The organism is Blautia parvula (assembly GCF_020215665.1).
Taxonomy (GTDB): domain Bacteria; phylum Bacillota; class Clostridia; order Lachnospirales; family Lachnospiraceae; genus Blautia; species Blautia celeris.
On the sequence record NZ_CP084061.1, the window covers coordinates 2,439,257 to 2,463,833 of the forward strand.

The window sequence follows — 24,577 nt, forward strand, 5'->3', positions numbered from 1 at the left end:
TTATTCACCGGCATAAATTTCTCTGTATTCACCGGCGGTAATTCCCGTATGTTTTTTAAACACCTGCGAAAAGTAAGGATAATCCGTATATCCCACCATTTCAGCGATTACATAAACTTTATGTTCCGTCCTCCGCAGAAGCTGCTTCGCACGATCCATCCTGACTTTGGTAAGATAAGAAAAGAACGTCTCACCCTGTTCTCTTTTAAATATACTGCACAAATAATTTTTACTCAGATGAACAGCGTCAGCCACATCTGCGAGGGAGATTTCTTCTCCAAGATGCTCGTCCACATAATGTACAATCTGCCCCATAATCTCCCTGTTTTTTCCCGCCGAATCTGCTGCCGCTTCATCCACGGTCTCCTCTGTAATTTCCAGAACAAGGTCTCTCAGCATATCGCCTGTTTTATAGTCATTAAGCGCAGCGATCACTTCCCTGATTTTTTTCTTTCTCTCCTCATCCGGAGAGATATTAAACAGCTCTGTTAAGATAAGAATGGTCTGGCTGTAAAACTGCTGGTATATGGCTTTATTTTCTCTCATCTCCACATATATTTTTTCAATCAGCTTAACTGCACTTTTTTTATTTAAAGCCCTGAGTTTCATACATATCTGGTTCATAAGTTCATGATCATATTCCACACTTTCATTTGAAAATACTCTGACCTCATCATAGAAAATACAGCTTCCCTCTCCCAGATTGCATCTTTCCTCCAGAGCCGCCTCACAGTCCTTTCTCGCCATATATAATTTATGATAATCTTCATATACACAGCTGACTCCCACGGACAAACTAGTTCTTGTAAGATTTTTGAACTCACTCAGTATAATTTCAAGCAGTTCCTCCATGGATTTTCCCTCCGGCAGTGTATCAGAATCCTCAACTACATATAGCAAATGCTTTCCCTTTACAAAAGAATCACTGACAAACAGCCCTTTGGTATTTTCTCTGATGATCATCCTCAACTGTACCCACAACAGTTCACGCATTTCAGGTATAGTGTCACAAATTTCTTCCCGGTCCAAATCAAAACACCAGAGTCTGAATGGGTCTCCTTTCAGTTCTGAACCATAATACTTCAGACTCTCCATCAGGTTTTGCCCCTCTGGAATAATTTTATCTGCCAATTCACTAAAAAACTGGTTTTTCAGTATGGGAATATTTTTCTCTGCCTCTTCCCTGAGTTCCCTGATATTTCTCTCCAGGTCCGCTTTTCTCTGAATCCTTTCATAGACCTTCTGCAGAGCCTGCTCCAGCTCTTCTTTTTTAGTGGGTTTCATAATATATTCCATGACCCCTGCCCGCATGGCAGAACGGGCAAAATCAAACTCATCATATCCGCTGATTATGATAACCTCTGTTTTTGGGTAATTTTCTCCTATAAATTCTGCCAGCTCAATACCGTTCATCTGCGGCATCATCACATCGGTTATCACAAGGTTCGGCCTGTACTCCTTCAGTAATCTGCATGCTTCCTCTCCACATTCTGCCGTTGCACAGATAGAAAACCCGAATTTTTCCCAATCAATGACTTTGCTTATGTTTCTCAGAATCACAGGCTCATCATCCACCAATAACACCTGATACATTGCTTCCTCTGCTCCTTCCCTAATCGTCCTGCCTCAGTTTGTCTACAGGAATCCGTATAGTGACCTTCGTCCCTCCATTTTTCCGGTTCTCGAACCTCAATGCGCTGTCTTCCCCGTAACGCATTTTCAATCGTTCATTTACATTATAAATGCCATGTCTGTGCCTTTTTCCGCTGTTATCATAGGTATTTCCGTCCAGCAGCACAGCAACCTGTTTCTCATCGATTCCTGTTCCGTTATCCCAGACACAAATCACCAGTTCTCTATCCTCTTCCTCGGCTGAGATACCAATATATCCTTTTTCAGGTTTTGACTGAATGCCATGCAGGATACTGTTCTCCACCAACGGCTGAAGAAAAAATTTGATAACCCGGTATTTCATCACAGACTCCGGTATATCAATAAGGTATACCAGCTTATCCTCAAATCTTTTTTTCTGCAGCAGGAGATAGTTTCTGGTGTTTTCCACTTCTTTTGACAGCTCAATTTCTTTTTCTCCCCTGCCCAAACTGAACCTGAACATTTTGGAAAGGCACTGAATCATTTCTGCTATTTCTGTTTGGTCATTTGCCATTGCCTTCCAACTGATGCAGTCCAGCGTATTATAGAGAAAATGAGGATTGATCTGTGCCTGCAGGTTTTCAAGCTGGGCCTGCTTTGCATTTAACTTTTCCCTCATGACCTCGTTTACAAGAATATGTATGCGGTTGATCAACCTATTGTACGCATCTCCGAGTTGAATGAACTCATCAATCCTTCTGATTTTAATCTCTTCCTTAAAGTTCTGGTCCTCTGCGCGCCCCATAATCTCATTCAGATTTTGAAGCTCCCGCGTAACGCCATGCGAAAACCGGCTGTATATGTAAGAGGCAATGATGATCACGAAACATGTGACAAGCGCCACGATTAGGATATTAATCCACTGACTGCTCAGGACAGCACTCACCATGCCTACACACAAATAGTTCCATTCCATGTGAGTGTCATAACATCCTGTAACAAAATATTTTCCATTTCTTTTACTATCTATTTCTTCTTTTTCTGCAGCTTTTATTTCGCTTATGAACTCCTGTACTTCCTGATTTTCTGTTTCAGGTCCAAACAATAACTCGCTCTCACCCCCATATATATAAAATTCCCCTATAGCAGGATTGCTCAGGCTATCTACCATTTTAGACAGATATTCATTGTCAAGAACAACCATGAGAATTCCAATTCCGTCTACAGTGTCTCTTTTATTAATCACTCTGGCAAACAAAATTTTATTTTTCTGTTCTCTGATTCCACTAAAATCAGAACTTACCCATATAAAATTCCCTTTTTTCTGAATCACATCAGGGTACCAGCTCTGTTTCTTCCATACTGACAGATTGCTGATATAAGAAGGACTATCCCCAACTGTAAAACCATTTCCGTTTAAATCAAAAACAGAGAGTGATTCAATATAATCCTGTTCCATAATCAATCTGGTGATTTCCTCCTTAGCCTGCTGCAAAATATTATTATAGGAGGGATTCTGATGTTCTGCTGTCAGCATATTTTGGATGCTGGAGTCTGAAAGAATAAATCGTGATTTATTCTCTACATCAGTTGTAATATATTCCACATTCCTTGATAGGTCCTGAATGAACTGCGAAGCATATGTTGAATAGTTTTTCACGGTTATTTTACCTGTTATGATTGCCGAAGTGGCTAAGATTATAAGAACTGCCAATATAAAGATACTGTTGAAGGTCAGCATCAAAGATGGATATAACTTTAGTTTATAAAACCAGTTTTTCATTTTAATTTTCATTTTATCATCCGCCCTCTACATTATATATAATTTGATTATAACAGATATAAAAATAAAAAAGAATAGTTGACAGGCAGATGGAAAATAATGTAAGTTCGCATTTTAAAACACCGTACAATTATAAAATGGGGCTGCTACACCTATTATTCACCAGTGCAGCAGCCCCATTTTTCACAGCACAACGGCTGTCTTATGTTATTTATCATTCATTTTCGTCAACTTAGCCGCCTGGTCTGCAGCCGTAAGACTGTCTATGATCTCTTCCAGATCACCGTTCAGCACACCGTCTAGACGATGCAGTGTCAGTTTGATCCTGTGATCTGTCACACGTCCCTGGGGGAAATTATAGGTCCTGATCTTCTCAGAGCGGTCCCCGGTACCCACCTGGCTTCTTCTGGCTTCTGCCTCCTCGTCGTGGCGCTTCTCCAGCTCCATCTCATACAGTCTGGAACGAAGCACCTTAAGCGCTTTGTCTTTGTTCTTGAGCTGTGACTTTTCATCCTGGCAGGAGATGACGATTCCTGTGGGGATATGGGTCAGACGTACCGCAGAATCTGTGGTGTTGACACACTGGCCGCCGTTTCCGGAAGCACGGAATACGTCGAACTTACAGTCATTCATATCAAGATGGAAGTCAATCTCCTCTGCCTCCGGCATGATTGCCACCGTTATGGTGGAGGTATGGATACGGCCGCCGCTCTCTGTCTCAGGCACACGCTGGACGCGGTGTACACCGCTTTCATACTTCAGCCTGGAATAAGCGCCTTTTCCGTTGATCATGAAAGTGACCTCTTTGAAACCGCCGATGCCGTTCTCATTGAGGCTCATCATATCTGTCTTCCAGTTCTGGGACTCCGCAAATTTCACATACATACGGTAGATCTCCGCCGCGAAAAGCGCTGCCTCGTCTCCGCCTGCACCTGCTCTGATTTCCACAATAACGTTCTTCTCATCATTGGGGTCCTTCGGCAGAAGTAAGATCTTCAGCTCGCGCTCCAGCTCCTCAATACGCTTCTTGGCGTCTGAGAGTTCTTCTTTGAGCATCTCGCGCATCTCCGGGTCTGACTCTTCATCCAGCATCATAAGGCTGTCTTCTACTGTCTGTTTACAATTTTTATATTCACGATACGCGTCCGCTATGGGCTGCAGATCGCTCTGTTCCTTCATCAGCTTCTGGAAGCGCGCCGTGTCATTCGCAACTGTAGGCTCATTTAACTCATTTAAAATCTCCTCCAGACGAATCAAAATATCATCTAACTTATCAAACATGGTGTTCCTCCTGTTTCTTTCTTCCCAGCACCACCCTGTCAAGGCCTGCCAGGTCCTTCACTACTCTTATCTCTGTATATCCGGCGTCCTGCAGCATAAGGCGCACCGAGCCGCCCTGGTTATATCCAATCTCAAAAGCCAGAATCCCTCCGGGCTTCAGATACTCCCCCGCCTCGCCTGATATCCTTCTGTAAAAATACAGGCCGTCCGCAGTCCCGTCAAGGGCCATTCTCGGCTCGTGGTCTCTTACTTCCTCCATCAGGCTATCAACGACATGGCTCTCTATATATGGCGGATTGGAAACAATAATGTCATATGTTCCACTGATATCTGCAAATAGATCACTTTTTTTCCATACAGCCGGTATTCCCAGCTCTCTGCTGTTTTTTGCTGCCACAGCAAGGGCTTCTTCGGACAGGTCCGCTCCAACCCCCTCCGCTTCTTTTAAAACGGACAAAAGAGCCAGCAAAATGCAGCCGCTGCCTGTGCACATATCCAGAATCCTGGATCTGCTGCTGCCCGCCTGCATCTTCCCGGCTTCGAGGAGCACTTCCTCTACCAGAACTTCCGTATCCTGCCGTGGAGTCAGCACATGCTCATCCACATAAAATTTCAATCCATAGAACCAGGCCTCGTGGGTGATGTGCTGGAGAGGAATGTGCTGTGCACGTCTCCTGATCATCTCCCTGTATTTCTCTGCCTGCTCCCGAGACATTTCCTCGTTCTCCCTAATAAAATAGGAAGCCCGTGTCATGCCTGTTATATATTCCATCAAAAGCCATGCATCAGTTGTACTGTCTGCGATTCCGGCTTCTTCCAGTGTCTTTCTTCCCTCCAGAAGAAGTTCTCTATGCGTCTGCATAACAACCCTCTCCTGTTTCACATCTGTGTGAAGCGGTCATACGGTCTTCTTCCGCCTGTGCGATCTTCTCACGGGCATCCGGGAAATTTTCCAGAAGATATGCCTTCCAGTCAAAGACTGCCTCCACCGCCGCGATGGCAACCTCCGCCATATCCGGTGTGGGTTCTTTTGTGGTCAGCTTCTGCATAGCCATACCCGGCTTTGAAAGCGCACACACCACAGGATTCTCACTTCTTCCCGCCAGCCTGATAATTTCATAGGAAATACCGGCGATCACCGGCACCAGCAGAATACGGATCACAACCCGCAGCCACATGGTATGTACCGGCACAACAGCAAAAAATCCCAGGAAAAATATGATACTCACAACAATGACAAAAAACAGAAAACTGGTCCCGCAGCGTTTGTGGAGTCTGGAGCTCTCCATAACGTTTTCCACGGTCAGGGCCTTTCCGTGTTCCACACAGTTAATACACTTGTGCTCTGCCCCATGGTACATGAACACTCTCTGGATATCCTCCATCTTGGAAATCAAAAGCAGATATCCCAAAAAGAGCAGGATTCTCACCAGCGCCTCCGCCAGGGTCACCCCCGTCTCCGAAGCGCCTACCCTGTGCAGCAGGCTGGCGATCAGATACGGCAGCACCATGAACAGACCTACAGAGAGAATCACAGAAAAGATTACGGTTCCTGTCATAAGGATACTTTCCTGTTTCTTCTGTTTTGCGTCGTATTTTTCCCGTTCTTCCTGATTCAGGGCTTCTCTCTTTTTAATCTCCTCCTCTTCCTCCTCAAAGAAGGTTGCGGAGTACATCAGGCATTTTGTGCCCACTACCAGCGAATCAATGAAATTGAACACGCCTCTGATAATAGGAAGAGAGAGTATCTTTTTGTTCTTAATAAAACTCTTGTAGTCTTCTATCTTAACTTCAATCTCTTTGTCCGGCTTTCTGACAGCTATGGAGTATTGATCCTGATGACGCATCATGATGCCTTCCATGACTGCCTGTCCGCCGATGTTAGATGATTTCATCTATACCTCCATATCATACAAATCCCCAAAAGCAGCAGCGATTTGCCAAAGCAGATACTATACTGCTCAGGATATACAATAAGAGGCTGAAGTCCTAAAACCTCAGCCTCTCCCGTTTTTTTATTTGTCCATGCCGTATTTTTTGTTGAACTTATCAATACGTCCACGAGCCTGTGCAGCTTTCTGCTGTCCTGTATAGAAAGGATGACATTTAGAGCAAACTTCTACGTGGAGTTCTTTCTTTGTAGAGCCTGTTTTAAATGTATTTCCACAGTTGCATACTACTGTACATTCCTGGTAGTTTGGATGGATTCCTTCTTTCATCTTTTTCACCTCTTCTATCGTTTGTTATTTATCTTTATTTTGCGTTTTACAAATTCAAACAGCTTTTAAATTATAGCATATGATTTTTATAAATGCAAGCATTATTATAGAAATCGTTGTTTTTTCACTGTCTGTACAAATTCATTGTTATTGCGGGTGTGTGCGAACATATTTAAGATGTTCTCAAGGGCATCATCTGCCTTCATTCCGTTCAGGGCTTTGCGCATGATATCCACTGCCTCATGCTCCTCTTTTGTGAGCAGAAGATCCTCTCTTCTGGTACCTGATTTGGAAATATCAATAGCCGGGAATACGCGCTTTTCCTGAAGTCTTCTGTCCAGAACCAGCTCCATGTTGCCGGTACCCTTGAACTCCTCGTAAACCACATCATCCATCTTGCTTCCGGTATCCACAAGGGCTGTGGCAAGGATCGTCAGGCTTCCGCCCTCTCTCATATTTCTGGCAGCACCGAAGAAGCGCTTTGGCATGTGCAGCGCCGCCGGGTCAAGACCGCCGGACAGCGTACGGCCGCTTGGCGGAACAGTCAGGTTGTAGGCTCTTGCCAGCCTTGTAATACTGTCTATGAATATGGTAACATCTTTCTTATGCTCCACCAGACGTTTTGCACGTTCTATGGTCATCTCGGAAACTCGCTTGTGGTGTTCCGGCAGCTCGTCAAAAGTGGAGTAGATAATCTCCACATTCGGTCCCTGAATGGCTTCCCTGATATCTGTTACCTCCTCAGGCCGCTCATCGATCAGCAGGATGATCAGGTGCATCTCCGGATTGTTTTTCAAAATGGATTTGGCAGCGTCTTTTAAGAGGGTTGTCTTACCTGCTTTCGGAGGAGACACAATCATACCCCTCTGCCCTTTGCCGATTGGGCTGACTAAGTCCACAATACGCATGGCAAGGCTTCCGCCCGGACGCTCCAGGTGCAGTCTCTCATTGGGGAATATAGGGGTCATGTCCTCAAAATTCAGCCTGCGCATCTCATTCGGTTTGATTCCGTTAATGGATGTCACGTAAAGGAGGGCAGAAAACTTTTCGTTCTGGCTCTTCACTCTTGTATTACCCCGGAGAATATCCCCGGTCTTCAGATTAAATCTGCGGATCTGTGAGGGAGACACATACACGTCGTTCTCACCCGGCAGATAATTCTCACTTCGGATAAACCCATAGCCGTCCGGCAGCACTTCCAGAATGCCGCTCACACTCATGCCGCTGTCCAAGTCTGACTGCTCCATAGGCGGGCGCTCTGTACGGCTCTCCTGCTTTTCTTCTTTTCTGACGTAGGTGCGGGACTCCTGACGATCTTCCTGGCGGCCGGACGTTCTTGTCTCCTGGCGCTCTTCCTGGCGGCCGGATGCTCTTGTCTCCTGGCGCTCTTCCTGGCGACCGGATGCTCTTGACTCCTGGCGTTCTTCTGCCTTGCCCGCTCTTGACCCATTTCTGGATTCCTGTTCGCTTTCCTGGGGAGCACTGCTCTCCTTCATCTGGCGCTCCTTGTCATCTTCCTGCACCATGCGCTCCACCAATTCACTTTTTTTCAGGGTGGAAATTCCTCTCATTCCTCTGGCCTTGGCAATTTCTTTTAATGCCCCCAAAGACAGGGACTCATATTTTTCTCTCATTATATTAATCCTTTCTTTAAAAATCGCAACAAATGGGTAATCGTCTGATTCGACATGAATAGATCTATGAATATTTCTCTTTCTTCTATAATCCTACCATACTTTCTGGAAAAAAGCAAAAGAATAATATGCAATTTATAATTTTTTTCTTCCGGTGCCTTATTGTCATCTGCCCTTACTTATTTTATAATATAAAAAAAGAAAAGGAGGCTGTTTTTTATGAAATTTCAAATGATACATGAGAATTATAATGTAGCTGACTTGTCACGCTCTCTGACATTTTACCAGGAGGCACTGGGGCTTACGGAAAAAAAACGCATCACCGCGGATGACGGTTCCTTTATCATTGTGTACGTGGGAAATGATACTACAGACTTTGAACTGGAACTGACATGGCTCCGTGACAGAGAAGAACCATACAGCCTGGGCGACAATGAATTCCATCTGGCATTTCAGGCTGATAACTATGAGGAGGCTCATGCGCTTCACGAAAAAATGGGCTGCATCTGTTTTGAAAACCACGATATGGGCATCTATTTCATCTCGGACCCGGATGGCTACTGGCTGGAGGTTGTTCCTGCCAAATAATACACCGCAGGTCTGCAGGATATCCTGTATCCGAAGGGCTGCTGCATCAGGCCGATGGCTTCTGATGCAGCAGTCCTTTTTTATACAGGTAAGCTGTAAAGTACTGCTCCTTCACATTACTGTCAGTTCATGCTGATCCTCGGAATCTCCTGGCCCCGCAGAAGTATTCTGGGGCCTCCGGTGTGTTCAATATATTCCTTTGTGATTATGACTTCCCCGATATTCTCATCCTTTGGAATCTCATACATGATATCCAGCATATATTCCTCCAGGATCGCGCGCAGGGCTCTGGCGCCTGTATGTTTCTCCAGGGCCATCTTCGCAATCGCACCAAGGGCTCCGTCGTCAAATTCCAGCTTCACCTCATCCAGTGCCAGCAGCTTCTGGTACTGTTTTAAAATGGCGTTCTTAGGCTCCTTGAGAATCTGCACCAGCATCTCCTCTGTCAGACCGCTGAGTGTGAAGATAATGGGAAGACGTCCCAAAAACTCCGGAATCATGCCAAACTTTTTCAGGTCATCCACGATCACCTTATCCAGTATATTGGCATCATGGTCATACTTGTCTTTCAGGTCAGCAAAGAAACCGATGGATGCCTGCTTATTCAGACGCTCCTTGATAATATTCTCCAGATCCGGAAAAGCTCCGCCGCAGATAAAGAGAATATTCTTGGTATCCACAGTGGTCAGAGGCACCATGGCATTCTTGCTGTTGGCTCCCACCGGAACCTCCACCTCACTGCCCTCCAGCAGCTTCAGCATTCCCTGCTGTACGGCCTCACCGCTTACGTCTCTCTGGTTCGTGTTCTTTTTCTTTGCGATTTTGTCAATCTCATCAATAAAAATGATTCCGTGCTCTGCACGCTCCACATCATTGCCTGCCGCTGCCAGAAGCTTGCTGACAACACTCTCAATATCATCGCCGATATATCCTGCCTCAGTCAATGAGGTAGCGTCTGTGATCGCCAGGGGTACATCTAAAAGTCTTGCCAGTGTCTTGACCAGGTAAGTCTTGCCGCTTCCTGTCGGCCCGATCATCAGCATATTGGACTTTTCAATTTCAATATCATCCGCCCTGTCCGCAAATACTCTCTTATAATGGTTGTAGACAGCTACTGACATGACCTTCTTGGCCCGTTCCTGTCCGATCACGTATTCATCCAGGCTGGCTTTTATTTTGTGGGGCGCCGGGATACTTCGGATGTCAAATGCCTTGGATGCTGTATTTTCCTGCTTTGGTTCCTCTTTTTTCTTTTTCACCCGCTGACGCTTTGGAATCTGGTTCTGCAGCGTGTTCAGATCGATCATGCTCACGTTGGGCATGTTCTTCATTAAATCGTTATAGTCAATCGGTGCGTTGTTCATGGTGTCAAAGCTTTTCTGCATGCATTCCACACAGATATGGATATCGTTTGGCAGGTCAATCATTTTCCCTGCTTTGCTCTCCGGCCTTCTGCACATGAAACAGATTTTTTCATAGTCTTCCTCGTCATTTGAGGAATTATCTGCGGTTAACTTGTCTTTTTCGGATTTCTCCAAATAGTCCTTATCGTCTGCCATTTCCTATTCTCCCTGCCTTTTCTATATAAAATTTGATTATTAGTGATTTTTTGTATCTGTTCAGTAAACTGAATCGTTACATTTTTCTATCGTTTGTGGGTATCTTATCACAAATTCATATGAGTAACAAGTAAACTTTTCATTAACTGCCTGTAAAGCCGGCGAAGAAAAAGGCATCTGCCTGCACACTTCCATGTACAGGCAGACACCTCTGTCTGCTGTTTTTTAACTTTAACGGCTCTTTTCCTCTTCCTGGGTTGTTGTCTTGGCGTCTTTCTTGGCCCCCAGTGTTACGGTTATGGTCTGTTCTTTGTACTCACCGTTCTGGGCACGTGAGATAACAAAATCCACGCTCTCCCCTGCTTCGTAATACTGCAGTCTCTCGATCAGCTCATCTCTGGTATTCAGGCTTGTTCCGTCAATTTTCAGGATGACATCGCCCTTCTGGATACCGGCCTGTGCTGCCGGACCGTTTTCTTCCAGGCTGTATACAAAGACACCTACAGGCATACCGTACACCTGAACTGCCTCGGATGTCACATCCGTACATGTGATGCCGAGATATGATGCTTTATTTTCATCTTCCACTTTATATCTGGTCTCTTTGCTCATCAGGTCATCCAGGATCGGTTCTGCTTTGGAGATTGGAATCGCGAAGCCCACACCCTCCACTTCATTGGAGGCGATTTTCGCTGAATTGATGCCCACCAGCTCCCCATTCATATTCAGAAGGGCGCCGCCGCTGTTGCCCGGATTGATGGCTGCGTCTGTCTGGATAAATGTGCTGTCTGCATTCTCAGAGCTCACCTGACGGTTCAGGGCACTTACATAACCGCTGGTCACAGACTGCCCGTATCCCAGGGCATTGCCGATAGCCACTACTTGGTCACCCATAGTCAAAGAGTCGGAATCACCGATGGTGGCTACTTTGATCTCCTCCAGAATATCCTGAGGGATATCGGAAAGCTTTACAGAGATAACTGCAAGGTCATTATCAGCATCCGTACCTTTTACCTGAGCTGCCACTGCACTGCCCGGACTTTCCGTTTCTTCCCCGTCGACACCCTGTTCGCTGCTGGTTTTCTCCACCTGGGAACTGGTAACCGCGCTGCCGTCCTGATTGGTGAAGAATACCGTCAGGGAATCCGCACCGCTTACCACGTGATTGTTGGTGGCGATCAGAAGCTCTGTGTCATTCTGGCTCACAATGATTCCCGAACCGTTGCTTGTGGCCTCCTGTGCCTGCTGTCCATAGAAATATTTGTAGATGTCAGGAAGCTCCTGAACACTCACCCCTACAATAGAGACAATGGAGGGCATGGCGTTCTTTGCCACCTGCGCTACAGTCGCACCGGATGTGTTGGAGCTGCCGGTGCTGATTGCATCCTTTCCCTTTGCGGGAGTATCTCCTGTTGTCTGAGTGTTTTCTATTTTTACATTCTCTTTCGGGTTTACTTTATCGCCCACATAATTGGTGGCCTGGAAGACAATGCCTGCCACCAGACCGAACACTGCCGCACAGGCTGCCGCTGTTCCCAGTTTCTTGCCGATTCCGCCCTGGGATTTTCCGGGCTTTTCTTTTTTATTGTTTTCCGGAGGAATGGGGGAGGTAAATTTATAGGAATCATAGTTTTTCTTCCGTTCCTTCTCATACCATTCTTCTTTTCCGGACTCGCTTTTGTAGGACCTGGCATATACAGGATTTTCCGGCGTAGGGGCCGGCGCAGGTTCTTCTGCTCTCTGCTGTCCACCTGCCGGCTGCTGAGGAGCACCGGCTTCAGCCGCTCCTGACGCTGTATCTGTATTTCCATATACCGGTGTTTCTGAAGCCGCTTCTGCGTTTCCATAACCCGGTGCTGTCTGCTCCTGCTCTGTTGTTTTTTCTTCTGCGGCTTCTTTCATGGTAAAGTTTACGCTGCCCGGAGTTTCCGTAATGGAAGGATTTTCTTCCGGTCCCTTATGTTCTTCCGCCATGCCGCGGTTCTCATTCATGCCCTCATTGAATTCTTCACTCATGATACATTCTCCCTTCACTGCTATCTATCCTGAAATATCTTACTATTTATCTTTCTGAAACATAGTCTACCAGCCATTTGTGTTCAAATTGTGATAAAACAGCAAAGAAAAAATGAAATTCTATTCTACAGTTACAGATTTTGCCAGGTTTCTCGGTTTATCCACATCCAGCCCTTTTCCGAGAGATACATAGTACGCAAAAAGCTGAAGAGGTACCACTGCCAGAGAATTGGTGAAATATTTATTTGTCTTTGGCAGATAGATCACATAATCCGCTGTTTTTTCAATTTCTGTATTGCCTACATTGGTCACAGCCAGCACGAAGGCGCCTCTTGTCTTGACCTCCTGGATATTGCTGAGGGTTTTCTTGTAAAGCTCCTCCTGGGTGGCAACCGCTGTCACAAGCGTATCCTCCTCGATCAGGGAAATGGTGCCGTGCTTTAATTCCCCTGCAGCATACGCCTCGGAATGGATATAGGAGATCTCTTTTAATTTCAGGGAGCCCTCCAGGGAAATGGCGTAATCCAGGCCCCTGCCGATGAAAAATACATGCTCTGTAGCCAGATAACGGTTGGCGAATTTCTGGATTCTCTTCTTATTCTCCAGAAGCATCTCAATCTGTCCCGGAAGCTTCTTCAAATCCTCCACCATCTCTGCCATCTGCGCGTCGTCAATCTCACCTCTGGCCTTTGCAAATTTCAGAGCCAGCAGATAATGGGCGATGAGCTGTGTGCTGTATGCCTTGGTGGTGGCAACCGCAATCTCCGGGCCGGCCCAGGTATACATCACATTGTCCGCTTCCCTGGCGATGGAGCTTCCCACCACATTGACGATCCCCAGTACCCGGATTCCATGCTCTTTTGCCTCCCGGAGAGCTGCCAGGGAGTCCGCAGTTTCTCCTGACTGACTCACAATGATCGCCAGGGTATCCGGCTCATAGATGGGATGGCGGTAGCGGAACTCACTTGCCAGATCCACCTCAACCGGAATTCTCGCCAGCCCTTCAAACACATATTTTGCGGACACACAGGTATGGTAAGCGGAACCGCAGGCGATCATGTAGATCTTGCGGATGCTGCGGATCTCGTCGTCAGACATTCCCAGCTCCTCAATGACCACATTTCCATCCTTAATGCGGGGATTAAGAGTGTCGCCGACAGCCTGGGGCTGTTCATACATCTCCTTGAGCATAAAGAACTCATAGCCGCCTTTTTCCGCAGCGTCAATATCCCATTCAATTGTGGTGGGCGTTTTCTCCAGCTCCTCCTCATCAATATTGTAGAAGGTAATGTCATCCTTTGTCATGCAGACAATCTCTTCATTTTCAATAAAATATACATCTCTGGTGTATTTCAGCACTGCCGGAACATCGGAGGCGATCAGATTGCCCACGCTGCTTCTTCCCACGATGAGAGGACTGTCTTTCCGCACTGCATAGAGTTTATCCGGCTGATCACTGAACATGATGCCCAGTGCATAGGAACCTTCCATGCGGTGCATAATTTTTGCGATCGTCTCTAACGGGTCCCCTTTATAGTAATAATCCAAAAGGTGAGCAATGATCTCTGTGTCAGTCTCTGACACAAATTCATAGCCTTTGGATTCCAGTTTCTTCTTCAGTTTCATATAGTTCTCGATAATTCCATTATGTACCACTACGATGGATTTATCTTTATTGAAATGGGGATGGGCATTGACATCGGACGGAGAACCGTGGGTAGCCCATCTGGTATGTCCGATCCCTACCGTTCCCGGCAGGGTTGCTCCGCCGTGGGTGAGCTCATCCAGAATTTTCAGCCTTCCCATGGATTTCATCATCTCAATGGTCGTTCCGTTATAGACAGCAATTCCCGCGGAATCGTATCCTCTGTACTCCAGTTTCTCCAGGCCTTCCAGCAAAATAGGTGCTGCCTGTTCTTCTCCGATATAACCAACTATTCCACACATAATCATTTCCTCCATGTAACCGGATGCAAAACATGTATTCTTTGTCTTATTATCCGGCATATTTGTCCTTCTATCCATGAAACATGGCCTATTTTAGCAGATTATTGTGTTGATGTCCAGTAAGAAGCATTCATCGTGCAAAATTTTATTACGGATTTTGGGAGGCGGCGGTAGGATTTTCCCATCCGGTATCCCAGAAATTTAAATCCGCTTTTCACCACCAGCTCCCCTATAAGCCAGGGCTTGTGTATCTTACATAGGTATCCTGCCGTCTGTTTTACCAAACGGATTCCCTCGCTCTCAGAGCGGATGCCGGCAAAGACTTCCGGGTGGTCAGCCTGAGAGACTGCCAGGTCAAAATTGCGTCTGAACTGCTGCATACATCCATAGTTGTGGGAATGGACTACCCTGGCATCTGCCCGGTAAGCCACACTGCCTCCGTCCAGGATCAGCCGTCCGGCAAAGATCATGTCCTCATTGAAAATGGTATGCGTTATAAATCCGCCCAGCTTCTCATATGCACTTCTTCTGTAGGCCGCACATACATTGGAACAGAAAAAGGTTTTGATTCCCAGCTCCGGCAGGTCTTCCCTGCTCTTTATCCTGCTTTTTGCCGGGTAATTGAAGGAACGTGTGTACTTTTCTATGATCCTGCAGTCCCTGTCCGCAAGCTGTCTGCCATAGGCTGCCCCCACCTGCGGATCCTGAAAGGGCTTTACCAATTCTTCCACCACATGTTCATCATATGGCACCGCGTCCTGTGTAAAGAAGACCAGAATATTGCCTGTGGTCATGGCTGCTGCCCTGGCTCTTGTTCCGCCGTGGTCAAAGTCCTCTTTTTTCAAATGCTCCACCCGGACATTCTCCATCCCCAAAACCCAGGTATCTTTCCAGTATTCTTTTTCCGTGTTCATGATCAGGATCTCTTTTATGGGATAGGTCTGCCTTTTCAGGCCTTCCACCAGTTTTCTGAATTTTTCATCCGGTTTGTATACCGGTATTATCACTGACACTGTATAGGAATCCATAGAATTTCTCCTCTATATGGCACAAGGGGATGCTGCGTTATCCACACAACATCCCCTGCCGCTTTTCTCATTTTTTATTCGCTGTAATCATCATCCTCGTTGTTATAGCCCCCGCCGTCACCGGATTCTCCGGAACTGCTGCCGCCGGAGCCGTCATCACCGCTGCCTTCATATCCGTTGTCATAGTTATTGCCGGATTCTCCTGAATCACCGGAATCATTATAATCATCACCGCTGTTGTAATCAGAGGATCCGCTGTCACCATAATCGGAAGACCCGCTGTCATTGTAATCAGAGGATCCGCTGTCGCTGTAATCAGAAGATCCGCCGCTGCTGTAATCAGAGGATCCGCTGTCACTGTAGTCGGAATAATCGCTGTAATCACTGTCATCCGTATCACTGTAAGTGCTTGTTCCGCTGCTTGACTGCGTATCGGCAGAGCCGTCATAGGTAGAAGCCCTGTCACTGATAAGCGCCTTCTGTTCATCACTCACATAGGAGTTTCCGAATCCTGTATGTCCTGCTATATAATCGCTTCTCTGTTTTACTATGTCAGAGGGTTCATAAGCCTGATCACCGAACAGGAACTGATGGAGTGCCTTAACATTGGTCTCCAGTGTTGTCGGTACCACACAGTCAAGGCCAATGGCATTCTTAACCTCATCGCCCATTAAACTGCTGTTGGGGAATCCGCTGGTTTCACCCAGTTTATAGGACAGGATACCCATTCCCAATTTAATCAGTTCGCTCTTGCTGAAGTCTGTTGCGATCATCGGAAATACCTGATCCATAATATCATTCAATGTAGACAGGCTGGCTTTTTTCGCTTTTTCCACAATAAGAGAAATGATATATCTCTGACGCTCTGTACGCCTCATATCCCAGCCGCTGGTATATCGAATACGGCAATATGAGGTAGCCTGTACACCGTTTAGATGAAAAGAACCTAAAATCTCTGATTCCTGTTTATCATCACCCGGGTATTCCGGCATTTCAATCGGCTCATAATCCATACCTGTCACTTCTGAAGTCTCTACACAGTAGTCATTCATATTCTTGAGCTCAACATATGTCATTTCCACATCCAGACCGCCCAGACAATCAATTGCCGTAGCCAGAGCCTTGAAATTAACAGCCACATAATTGGTAATATTCAAATCCAGGTTTGTGTTGATCATGGACATTGCCTGTGTCGGCCCGCCGTTGTTATATGCTGCATTACATTTGGTATACTTGTCATTGCCAATATTTAAATAGGTATCCCTGTAAAGAGAAACCAGTTTTACTTCCTTCGTGTCATTGTTAATGCTGGCAATGATCGTGGTATCACTCTGTCCTGATTTTACGTCTTCTTTCCTGTTATCCACACCAAACAAGGCAATATTGGTAAATCCCTTCAGCGTCTTACTGCCAACCACTGCCTCATTGACTTCGACCTTGCTGGCCTCATCTGAGCTGGTGTCAATATCCAGTTTATTCATCTTTTCATTGACTTTTGCGTATATGAAGAGTCCGCCCACCAAGATCAGCAGTACAAACAGTTCAATACCAAAAAGCACTCTTCTTTTTCTGCGCCTTCTGACGCTTTTGTTCTTTTTTGCCATTTCACTTCCCCTTATTTACTAATAAGCGTTTTTGTTTACAAAGCCTTTAAAAACTGTGAGAAACAGTATCTTAATGTCAAGTCCAATGGTCCAGTTTTCAATGTAGTACAGGTCATACTCAATTCGTTTACGGATGGAGGTGTTTCCCCTGTATCCATTCACCTGCGCCCATCCTGTAAGTCCTGGGCGTACCTGATGCTTGATCATGTATCTGGGAATCTCTTCCCGGAACTTCTCCACAAAGAAGGGGCGCTCCGGTCTGGGACCAACCAGACTCATTTCTCCGCGCAGTACATTGAAAAGCTGAGGCAGTTCGTCGATACTTGTCTTTCTCATAAATTTGCCGAAATTAGTGACCCGTGGGTCATCCTTAACGGTCCAGGCTTTTTTCTCCTCTTCGGGCGGCTGCACATCCATGGAGCGGAATTTGTACATCATGAAATTCCTGTTGTGCAGACCCACCCTCTCCTGCTTATAAATAAGCGGCCCGGGAGATGTGAGTTTTATCATGATCACCGAGAAAAGCATAACCGGTGAAAACAATACAATTGCGGCCAGCGCGCCTCCCAGATCCATAATGCGCTTGATCAGGGCATTGAACGTATTGGAAAGCGGCACATATCGGATATTGATGACCGGCAGTCCCAGAATGTCCTCCGTATAAGGCTTTGTGGGGATAATGCGGTTATAATCCGGTATAAACTTCGTGTGTACTCCTGATTTTTCACAGAGAGCCACAATCTGTTCCAGACGGTAATATTCATTCAGTCCCAGAGTGATGGCAATCTCATCCAGATGATTCTGCGGCAGAATCACCATAAGGTTGGCGATCCGTCCCAGCACCTTGATTCCCTTATACTCTGTACCGGCTTCAATATGATCATCCAGAATCCCCCGCACCTTATATCCCCACTGGGGATTGGCGAGAATGCGGTCAATGTATTCCTCTGCTGCACGGCTGTATCCAACTAAAAGTACATGCTTCTGATTATATCCCTTGGAGCGCATCTGGCGAAGCCCCAGTCGTATGAGGTTCCTGGACAGCGTCTCCAGAAAAATATTGACCACATAAAAAATAAAAATCACATGACGGGAGAAATCTATCTGCTTGACCAGATATAAAACTCCCACAAACAGGAACATCCCAATGGTATTGGCCTTGATGATATTGGACAGTTCCAGTCTCCGCCCCTGCATACGCTTAGGCGTATACATGTTAAACGCATAATTTAATATCAAATATCCGGGCACAATGAACAGCAGTGCTGACATATAGACCCGGAAAGGTAATCTTCCTACATTGTCGTTCAGGAAAGGTACATAAAACTTAATGACCCAAGCCAGAAAATAAGAGAGTGCAATCACAAAAGCATCGATCACCACCTGCAGACGGTTAAAATGCTTCTGGTTCTCTTTTATCAAGGTTTATCACCTTCTCTTCTTAATAATTCGCAGCCGCTTATCCTTTACTGTATCAGCCGGCTACGATAATTCTAACTAATAATACTATAATTTTAACAAAAAGGCAACAAAACATTTTCTGAAGACTCCTTAAGGAGGCGAAAAAACGGCGTTTTGCAGGATTTTTTACTGCAAAACGCCGTTTTTTCTTGTAACATTATTTAATATTTTTGTTACATTCTTCCAATTTTTCCACCAGTTCCCTGCAGATTTCTTCTGCGCTTTTTTTGTCCGTATTGACAATAAAATCGGCTGCTGCCATATATTTTTCTCTGCGTTTTTCCATAAGCGAACGGATGTACTCCACAGTCTTTCTGCCCTCAATGACCGGACGGTCGTGGCTGTCCTTCACCCGCTCCAAAATCACCTCCGGAGAAGCTGACAACAAGGCCACCCTGCCGTTTTTTTTCATCTCCGCAACATTACGCTCCCGCATGGGTACGCCGCCGCCGCAGGATATGACCACATTTTTCCGGTCCTGCAGCTCTATCAAAAGCTCTGTCTCCAGACTGCGGAAGTATTCCTCTCCGCGCGTCTCAAAAATCATCGGTATGCTCATGTTCTCCCTCTCGGAGATAAGCTGGTCCATCTCCACCACTTCCAGGCCGTACCTTTCACTCAGTGTGCGGGCAATGGTGGATTTCCCTGCTCCCATAAATCCGATCAGGACAATATTACAGCCAAAATCTTTCTTATCTCTCATGTTGCTTCCCCTGTTTCTCTTTATGAATGTAAAGTAATGAATTTATTATAGCAGAAACAGGAAAAATAGCAATTCTTTTTTCATCACATATTAAACAGATCGTTGAACGCCTCACTCATGGTGGGATGTGTATAGATCTGGTCGCGCAGTACCTGATACGGAGCGCCGAGATCCATTGCCAGTTTTATGGTGTTAATCATCTCATAGGACTCCTCGCACAGAAGCATGGCTCCCAATATCTGGCCTGTCTCCTCATGGATCACTGCCTTTAACATACCCTGAGGCTCCTTCAGAACCTGGGCTTTTGGAATGGCAGCCGCGGGAAGTTTGGCTATTTTCACCGGAATATCCGCTTTTCTGGCTTCTGTTTCACTCATGCCCACCCGGGAATAGGACGGAGAGATAAACACACTGTAGGGAACCGCTTTTCTTTTGGAAAGCCCGTAGCTGCCGCCGATCATGCGGGACCAGATGATCCTGAAATCATCCAGGGATGTATAGGTAAACTGCAGGCCTCCGTGCACGTCACCCATGGCCCAGATATTATCCGCTGTGGTCTTCAGTTCATCATCCACCACCACTGCGCCCCGCTGATTCAGCTCTACTCCCGCTCGTTCCGGGTGCAGCCCCTCCGTATTGGGTTTTCTTCCTGTTGCGATCAGCACCGCATCTGCTTCCAGGATTTCCTCTTCACCTTTATAGGTGAGCTTCACCAGCGCATGGCCGTCTGCCTGGGCGATCTCCCAAATCCTGGATCCCAGCTTGAAGGTTACGCCGCGGCTTTCCAGCACGCCCTGTATGGCTTCCGCCACGTCCCTGTCCTCTCTCGGGATCAGCACTTCCCCATCCTGCAGAACCGTCACTTCTGTGCCGAAGCCGGAATACATGGAGGAGAATTCCAGACCGATATAACCGCCGCCCACGATCACAAGACGTTTCGGATATTCTCTCAGATCCATCAGTGTGGCACTGGTATGTACATAGGGATTCCCCTCCAGACCCTTGATCGGCGGAATCACAGGGGTTCCTCCTGTGTTGATAAAGATTTTCTCCCCTTCGATTTCAAAGGTCTCAAGAGCTGTCTTCACCTCCACAACCGTATTGGAGACAAAGGATGCGGTCCCGTTAAATACATCCACATTGTCCAGGTCATCCAGTTTCCTGAAATTCTTTTCCCTGAGCATAGCGGTGAGCCGTCTCTTTTCATCAATGGCTGCCTCATAATCCGCAGCCCTCTCCTCCGGGGAAGCCTCTTTTTTATTAAATGCCAGTCCGGAGCTTCTGACCAGGGATTTTGACGGGATACATCCCACATTGATACAGGTTCCGCCGTACATGCCTGCATCCTTCTCGATCATCGCCACCTTTTTCCCCTGCCCTGCCAGCTTGCCTGCCAGTGTCTTGCCGCCCTTGCCAAATCCGATGATTACCGCATCATATTTTTTCATATTCATTCACCTTTCTTCTCTGTGAAATATTTTATTGTCAATATCGGCTATTGTGATCCTGCACAGCTTCTCTCTGCACACTTCATTGAGCTGTCCGTAAATGTCATCCATAATATCTGCCATACCCGAAGCTACCATACAGTTCATATCCGGATTGCCGGATTTCCAGGACGCACACACCGCCTCAATCTCCAGCGCGTCGTAAATCATGGCAAGATTCACATCCGCTGCCTTCATGGAAGTATGGTATCCTCCGTTCTGTCCCTCTTTTGTGGCAATAAGCTCCTTCTTTTTCAGTTTTGCCATGACCTTCCGGATGCGTGCCGGATTGGTACAGACATTCTTCGCCAGCTCTTCACTGGCCAGAGTCTCCTGTTTGTGGTTCAGATAAACCAATGCATGTACCGCGATCGCAAATTCACTTGTCATTTCACTCACCCTCACTCTTGTTCTTTTTCCTTATTCTTTTTCATAGTTGTGCATATAGCACCGCGTTTACAGCTCTTGATACAGTCACCGCAGCGGATACACTCCCTGCTGTTTGGGGTTTCCCATACCCGGATATCCATCTTGCAGGCTCTCTGACAGCTCCCGCACCGGTTGCATTTTGTCTCGTCCACCTGATACCGGTACAGGGCAATGGGATTAAACAGCCCGTAAATGGCACCCAGAGGACACAGATATTTGCAGAACGGCCTGTATACCATAATGGACAGAAGCACCACTGCAGCCAGAATCGCTGCCTTCCAGGCAAACAGAAAACCGATGGCCCCTCTCAGGTCTTCATTTAAAAGTACCAGGGGAATACCGGCTGTCAGGGTTCCGCTTGGACAGATAAACTGACAGAACCATGGGCTTCCCTGCCCGATGATATCCACATAGAACATGGGCATCAGAATGACAAACACCACTAATATCACATATTTCAGCCATACCAGCCACTTATGTCCGGGCAGGTTCTTCCTCTTTCTGTTTCTGAAAAAAGGGATCTTATAAAGCAGATCCTGGATCAGTCCAAAAGGACACAGCCACCCGCATACAAATCTTCCGATCAGAGAACCGATAAAGATCAGAAAACCGATAATATAAAAGGAAAACCGGTAATTCCGGCTTCCCAGCACTGCCTGCAGGGAACCGATGGGACAGGCCCCCAGCGCTCCCGGACAGGAGTAGCAGTTAAGCCCCGGCACACACAGCGCCTTGGTGGGACCTTTATATATTTTTCCTTTGATAAATCCCAAAACATAGCCATTGGTCAGTGCCGTAAATCCCACCTGCACGATCAGCCGCATTCTGTTTCGGATCTTCTGCAAAAATTCAGCCAATTCCTATACACTCCAGACATATATTCACTGCTTTTGTAAACACGGTATCCACTTCCCCCCGGCTTGCGCCAAATATAATAAATGCCGCTGCCGCCACAAGAAGCAGACTCCTTAAAACTGCTGCCTTTCTCCTACTCATTCTGCACCTTCTCAAGCATTTTGTCTATCACTGCAATCCACTGTTTCTTACTTTTCGCCCCGGGATACGTCTCCCCTACCTGGTTTCCGTTCTTATCCAGGAAAATAGTTGTGGGCACAACCTGGGCATTTCTCAAGATTCTGTACTGCATATTGGCATCATCCGGTATGACAAGATGTGTATAATCCGCCTCTGTTTTATCCACAATTTCAAGTGCTGTCTCATCCTCCGGCTGGCTCACATCACTGATGATCCCAACCATCCGGAAGCCCTTATCCGCATATTCCCGGCTCAGTTCCCCAAGATCCGGCATCTCTCTGATACACGGTCCGCAGAACGTTCCCCAGATATTCACCATAGTCAGGTCCGCCTCAGCAAATATGTCCTGATTCACATCCTTTCCGTCCAGCGTCTTGGTCTTAAACTCGCCGAAGATCTCATTTTTATCGGTCTCATTCTCCGCATCTGCCTGCTGATCCTGACTTTTTTCCTGACTCTCAGTCTGCTGATCCTGGTAATCAGCTTTCTGTCCATCTTCTTTGGCACTGTCCTTATTCTCCTGCTGTCCGTCAGTCTGCGCCTTATCAGCTGCATCCTCGCCGGCGCTTTTTGAGGTCACACTTCCGTCCTTCTGGCTTCCCGCGTTCTCTTCTGTCTGTGTCTCGGTCTTAGTTGTACTGTCTTCTTTATTTCCACACCCGGCGAGCACCCCGGCTGTTACCAGAGCTGTCACCGCCATTGCCATTAAATATTGTCTCCGTCTTCTCATGGTCCAACCTCCATATTGTTATTCTCTTTGTTACAGTTCATACTGAAATTATATTAGTTACAGTTCCAAATGTCAAGTCTTTTTCCCATATATTTTTCTAATGTAACAAAGTCACAGTTGCTGTTTCACGGATAAGTAGTCGGTTCAATTTAAAACTGCCGGAAGGAAACAGCCCTATAGCCATTCCCGCCCGGCAGCCTTTCAGCTCTGCACTCTTTTAAATTTTTCACATCTTAGGTGAGATCACATACTTCCCTTTTGCCCTCACCTCCGGCCTGCTCAAAATTTCTTCCAATTTATCCAGACTGCACACCTCATACACCATACTGCTCACATCCAGCCTTCCTGAATTGATCAGGTCCAGCGCCCTCTTCTGTGTATAGGGATTGATATAAGAAGCCTTCAGCACCAGCTCCTTCTGGAAGACCTGAAACGGCTTCACAGCAATCTCCTCATCCGGCTTCGTCAGCCCGAACATCATGACAACCGCCTTATTCCCCGCGATCTCAATCGCCTGCTCAATGGTGGATGGGCGGCCTACACACTCGATCACCACATTCACCCAGTCCATTCCGTTCTCTGCAAGGCGCTCCTTCACATCTTCCTTTACAGGGTCAATACACACATCAGCCCCCAGCTTTCTTCCCACTTCCCTCTTATTCTCCACCGGCTCTAAAAGCGCCACCTTGGCAGCCCCGGCCAGCTTTGCAAGCTGAAGCATAAGAAGACCGATCATCCCTCCGCCGATGATGACCACCTGTTGTCCCGGCTGGATCTCACACATGTCAATTCCGTGGAGGCAGCAGGCCACCGGTTCTGCCATGGCTCCCTGCTCAAAGGTAGTATTCTCTCCCAGAAGATACACCTGTCTCTCATCCACTGCACAGTATTCCGCAAAACCGCCGTTTACCGTTGTACCGTATCCCATCATATTTTCACAGAAATGGGCAACTCCGTTTCTGCAGGGATCACAGGCTCCGCAGTAACAGTTCGGGTCAATGCAGACTCTGTCCCCGGCCTTATACTTCTTCACTTCACTTCCCACTTCCCTGATCACGCCGGAAAATTCGTGTCCTAAAATAGTGGGAGGCGTTACCTCCGCAGCTCCTTTATCCCCTTCATAAATATGTACATCTGTTCCGCACACACCGCATGCCTCCACCTGGATCAGCACATCATGAGGCCCAACCTCAGGCATCGGATGCTCCTCCACTCTCAGATCATGTTTTCCGTAAAATACTGCACTCTTCATCCCTATTTCCTCCACTTTCTCAGTTTTCTATACTTTCGCTCTAAACTTATAGTTATGTCTTACGCATAAGTTCACTATATAGCAAGGTACAAAAAAATACAATAGACATTTATACCAATATTCTTTTGCGATTTTTATCCAAAATGCTGCAGCCGCCCGTTACCGGATACCGTTTCCCCCTTCTCCGCCCCTTTCGTTTTGAATCCCCACTTGTCATTTTCCCCTGTC

General features: G+C 46.6%; 21 protein-coding genes. 1 reads left to right on the top strand and 20 read right to left on the bottom strand.

Annotated elements, in window-relative coordinates; all coding sequences use genetic code 11:
- The 7 genes from LC508_RS11430 to rho all read right to left on the bottom strand — a co-directional run bounded on the left by LC508_RS11430 (position 1) and on the right by rho (position 8,510).
- Positions 1-1,593 (bottom strand): response regulator transcription factor, encoded by a 1,593-nt coding sequence (locus LC508_RS11430; protein WP_033141265.1) that lies wholly within the window; start codon positions 1,591-1,593, stop codon positions 1-3.
- A 19-nt stretch (positions 1,594-1,612) separates the two neighbouring features.
- The gene (locus LC508_RS11435) at positions 1,613-3,388 is read right to left on the bottom strand and encodes a sensor histidine kinase (RefSeq protein ID WP_033141266.1); all 1,776 of its coding nucleotides are present in this window, start codon (positions 3,386-3,388) and stop codon (positions 1,613-1,615) included.
- A 195-nt stretch (positions 3,389-3,583) separates the two neighbouring features.
- Positions 3,584-4,657 (bottom strand): peptide chain release factor 1, encoded by a 1,074-nt coding sequence (prfA, locus tag LC508_RS11440; RefSeq protein WP_033141267.1) that lies wholly within the window; start codon positions 4,655-4,657, stop codon positions 3,584-3,586.
- The gene (prmC, locus tag LC508_RS11445) at positions 4,650-5,519 is read right to left on the bottom strand and encodes a peptide chain release factor N(5)-glutamine methyltransferase (RefSeq protein WP_103732898.1); all 870 of its coding nucleotides are present in this window, start codon (positions 5,517-5,519) and stop codon (positions 4,650-4,652) included. The genes prfA and prmC overlap by 8 nt, the downstream gene beginning before the upstream one ends.
- A complete protein-coding gene (locus tag LC508_RS11450; protein ID WP_103732899.1) occupies positions 5,506-6,552 on the bottom strand; it encodes a DUF1385 domain-containing protein in 1,047 nt (348 codons plus the stop codon). The genes prmC and LC508_RS11450 overlap by 14 nt, the downstream gene beginning before the upstream one ends.
- Before the next feature lie 120 nt (positions 6,553-6,672).
- Positions 6,673-6,876, bottom strand: coding sequence for a 50S ribosomal protein L31 (gene rpmE / locus LC508_RS11455; RefSeq protein ID WP_018593782.1), 204 nt, complete (start codon positions 6,874-6,876; stop codon positions 6,673-6,675).
- A 104-nt stretch (positions 6,877-6,980) separates the two neighbouring features.
- A complete protein-coding gene (gene rho, locus LC508_RS11460) occupies positions 6,981-8,510 on the bottom strand; it encodes a transcription termination factor Rho (RefSeq protein WP_054351854.1) in 1,530 nt (509 codons plus the stop codon).
- Between the two features lie 219 nt (positions 8,511-8,729).
- Here rho and LC508_RS11465 point away from each other — a divergent pair, with 219 nt between their 5' ends.
- Positions 8,730-9,098, top strand: a complete 369-nt coding sequence (locus LC508_RS11465; protein ID WP_103732400.1) for a VOC family protein — start codon at positions 8,730-8,732, stop codon at positions 9,096-9,098.
- Between the two features lie 122 nt (positions 9,099-9,220).
- Here LC508_RS11465 and clpX read toward each other — a convergent pair whose 3' ends face one another.
- The 13 genes from clpX to LC508_RS11530 form a co-directional block, all read right to left on the bottom strand.
- Positions 9,221-10,657 carry an ATP-dependent Clp protease ATP-binding subunit ClpX gene (gene clpX, locus LC508_RS11470; RefSeq protein ID WP_033141272.1) on the bottom strand — a complete coding sequence of 479 codons (1,437 nt, stop codon included), beginning with the start codon at positions 10,655-10,657 and terminating at the stop codon, positions 9,221-9,223.
- 231 nt (positions 10,658-10,888) lie between these two features.
- Positions 10,889-12,673, bottom strand: coding sequence for a trypsin-like peptidase domain-containing protein (locus LC508_RS11475; protein WP_033141273.1), 1,785 nt, complete (start codon positions 12,671-12,673; stop codon positions 10,889-10,891).
- A 120-nt stretch (positions 12,674-12,793) separates the two neighbouring features.
- Positions 12,794-14,620 carry a glutamine--fructose-6-phosphate transaminase (isomerizing) gene (gene glmS, locus LC508_RS11480; RefSeq protein WP_033141314.1) on the bottom strand — a complete coding sequence of 609 codons (1,827 nt, stop codon included), beginning with the start codon at positions 14,618-14,620 and terminating at the stop codon, positions 12,794-12,796.
- A gap of 101 nt (positions 14,621-14,721) precedes the next feature.
- A complete protein-coding gene (locus tag LC508_RS11485; RefSeq protein WP_033141274.1) occupies positions 14,722-15,648 on the bottom strand; it encodes a glycosyltransferase in 927 nt (308 codons plus the stop codon).
- 74 nt (positions 15,649-15,722) lie between these two features.
- Complete coding sequence (locus LC508_RS11490; RefSeq protein WP_033141275.1) at positions 15,723-17,252, bottom strand: LCP family protein; 1,530 nt, start codon at positions 17,250-17,252, stop codon at positions 15,723-15,725.
- Positions 17,253-17,270: 18 nt separating this feature from the next.
- Positions 17,271-18,674, bottom strand: coding sequence for an undecaprenyl-phosphate glucose phosphotransferase (locus tag LC508_RS11495; protein ID WP_033141276.1), 1,404 nt, complete (start codon positions 18,672-18,674; stop codon positions 17,271-17,273).
- Positions 18,675-18,870: 196 nt separating this feature from the next.
- Complete coding sequence (locus tag LC508_RS11500) at positions 18,871-19,416, bottom strand: shikimate kinase (protein ID WP_033141277.1); 546 nt, start codon at positions 19,414-19,416, stop codon at positions 18,871-18,873.
- Positions 19,417-19,499: 83 nt separating this feature from the next.
- Positions 19,500-20,864, bottom strand: coding sequence for an FAD-dependent oxidoreductase (locus LC508_RS11505; RefSeq protein ID WP_033141315.1), 1,365 nt, complete (start codon positions 20,862-20,864; stop codon positions 19,500-19,502).
- A 6-nt stretch (positions 20,865-20,870) separates the two neighbouring features.
- Positions 20,871-21,293 carry an RrF2 family transcriptional regulator gene (locus LC508_RS11510; RefSeq protein WP_033141316.1) on the bottom strand — a complete coding sequence of 141 codons (423 nt, stop codon included), beginning with the start codon at positions 21,291-21,293 and terminating at the stop codon, positions 20,871-20,873.
- Between the two features lie 11 nt (positions 21,294-21,304).
- Positions 21,305-22,156 (bottom strand): 4Fe-4S binding protein, encoded by an 852-nt coding sequence (locus LC508_RS11515; protein WP_103731725.1) that lies wholly within the window; start codon positions 22,154-22,156, stop codon positions 21,305-21,307.
- Between the two features lie 25 nt (positions 22,157-22,181).
- Complete coding sequence (locus tag LC508_RS11520; protein ID WP_181014437.1) at positions 22,182-22,328, bottom strand: CD1871A family CXXC motif-containing protein; 147 nt, start codon at positions 22,326-22,328, stop codon at positions 22,182-22,184.
- Positions 22,321-23,097: a TlpA family protein disulfide reductase gene (locus LC508_RS11525; protein WP_225305368.1), complete on the bottom strand. Its 777-nt coding sequence runs from the start codon at positions 23,095-23,097 to the stop codon at positions 22,321-22,323. Before LC508_RS11525 ends, LC508_RS11520 begins: the two co-directional genes overlap by 8 nt.
- Positions 23,098-23,323: 226 nt before the next feature.
- Positions 23,324-24,349 carry a zinc-dependent alcohol dehydrogenase family protein gene (locus LC508_RS11530; RefSeq protein ID WP_033141278.1) on the bottom strand — a complete coding sequence of 342 codons (1,026 nt, stop codon included), beginning with the start codon at positions 24,347-24,349 and terminating at the stop codon, positions 23,324-23,326.
- Positions 24,350-24,577 lie beyond the last annotated feature (228 nt).

What these genes read in the sequence shown, in the direction of transcription:
- rpmE (WP_018593782.1), bottom strand. Translation starts at nt 6,876, where the DNA reads ATGAAAGAAGGAATCCATCCAAACTACCAGGAATGTACAGTAGTATGC.
- LC508_RS11500 (WP_033141277.1), bottom strand. Translation starts at nt 19,416, where the DNA reads ATGAGAGATAAGAAAGATTTTGGCTGTAATATTGTCCTGATCGGATTT.
- LC508_RS11510 (WP_033141316.1), bottom strand. Translation starts at nt 21,293, where the DNA reads ATGACAAGTGAATTTGCGATCGCGGTACATGCATTGGTTTATCTGAAC.
- LC508_RS11490 (WP_033141275.1), bottom strand. Translation starts at nt 17,252, where the DNA reads ATGGCAAAAAAGAACAAAAGCGTCAGAAGGCGCAGAAAAAGAAGAGTG.
- LC508_RS11505 (WP_033141315.1), bottom strand. Translation starts at nt 20,864, where the DNA reads ATGAAAAAATATGATGCGGTAATCATCGGATTTGGCAAGGGCGGCAAG.
- rho (WP_054351854.1), bottom strand. Translation starts at nt 8,510, where the DNA reads ATGAGAGAAAAATATGAGTCCCTGTCTTTGGGGGCATTAAAAGAAATT.
- LC508_RS11465 (WP_103732400.1), top strand. Translation starts at nt 8,730, where the DNA reads ATGAAATTTCAAATGATACATGAGAATTATAATGTAGCTGACTTGTCA.
- LC508_RS11525 (WP_225305368.1), bottom strand. Translation starts at nt 23,097, where the DNA reads ATGAGAAGACGGAGACAATATTTAATGGCAATGGCGGTGACAGCTCTG.
- LC508_RS11485 (WP_033141274.1), bottom strand. Translation starts at nt 15,648, where the DNA reads ATGGATTCCTATACAGTGTCAGTGATAATACCGGTATACAAACCGGAT.
- LC508_RS11530 (WP_033141278.1), bottom strand. Translation starts at nt 24,349, where the DNA reads ATGAAGAGTGCAGTATTTTACGGAAAACATGATCTGAGAGTGGAGGAG.
- clpX (WP_033141272.1), bottom strand. Translation starts at nt 10,657, where the DNA reads ATGGCAGACGATAAGGACTATTTGGAGAAATCCGAAAAAGACAAGTTA.
- LC508_RS11515 (WP_103731725.1), bottom strand. Translation starts at nt 22,156, where the DNA reads ATGCGGCTGATCGTGCAGGTGGGATTTACGGCACTGACCAATGGCTAT.
- glmS (WP_033141314.1), bottom strand. Translation starts at nt 14,620, where the DNA reads ATGTGTGGAATAGTTGGTTATATCGGAGAAGAACAGGCAGCACCTATT.
- LC508_RS11450 (WP_103732899.1), bottom strand. Translation starts at nt 6,552, where the DNA reads ATGAAATCATCTAACATCGGCGGACAGGCAGTCATGGAAGGCATCATG.
- LC508_RS11520 (WP_181014437.1), bottom strand. Translation starts at nt 22,328, where the DNA reads ATGAGTAGGAGAAAGGCAGCAGTTTTAAGGAGTCTGCTTCTTGTGGCG.
- LC508_RS11435 (WP_033141266.1), bottom strand. Translation starts at nt 3,388, where the DNA reads ATGAAAATTAAAATGAAAAACTGGTTTTATAAACTAAAGTTATATCCA.
- prfA (WP_033141267.1), bottom strand. Translation starts at nt 4,657, where the DNA reads ATGTTTGATAAGTTAGATGATATTTTGATTCGTCTGGAGGAGATTTTA.
- prmC (WP_103732898.1), bottom strand. Translation starts at nt 5,519, where the DNA reads ATGCAGACGCATAGAGAACTTCTTCTGGAGGGAAGAAAGACACTGGAA.
- LC508_RS11475 (WP_033141273.1), bottom strand. Translation starts at nt 12,673, where the DNA reads ATGAGTGAAGAATTCAATGAGGGCATGAATGAGAACCGCGGCATGGCG.
- LC508_RS11430 (WP_033141265.1), bottom strand. Translation starts at nt 1,593, where the DNA reads ATGTATCAGGTGTTATTGGTGGATGATGAGCCTGTGATTCTGAGAAAC.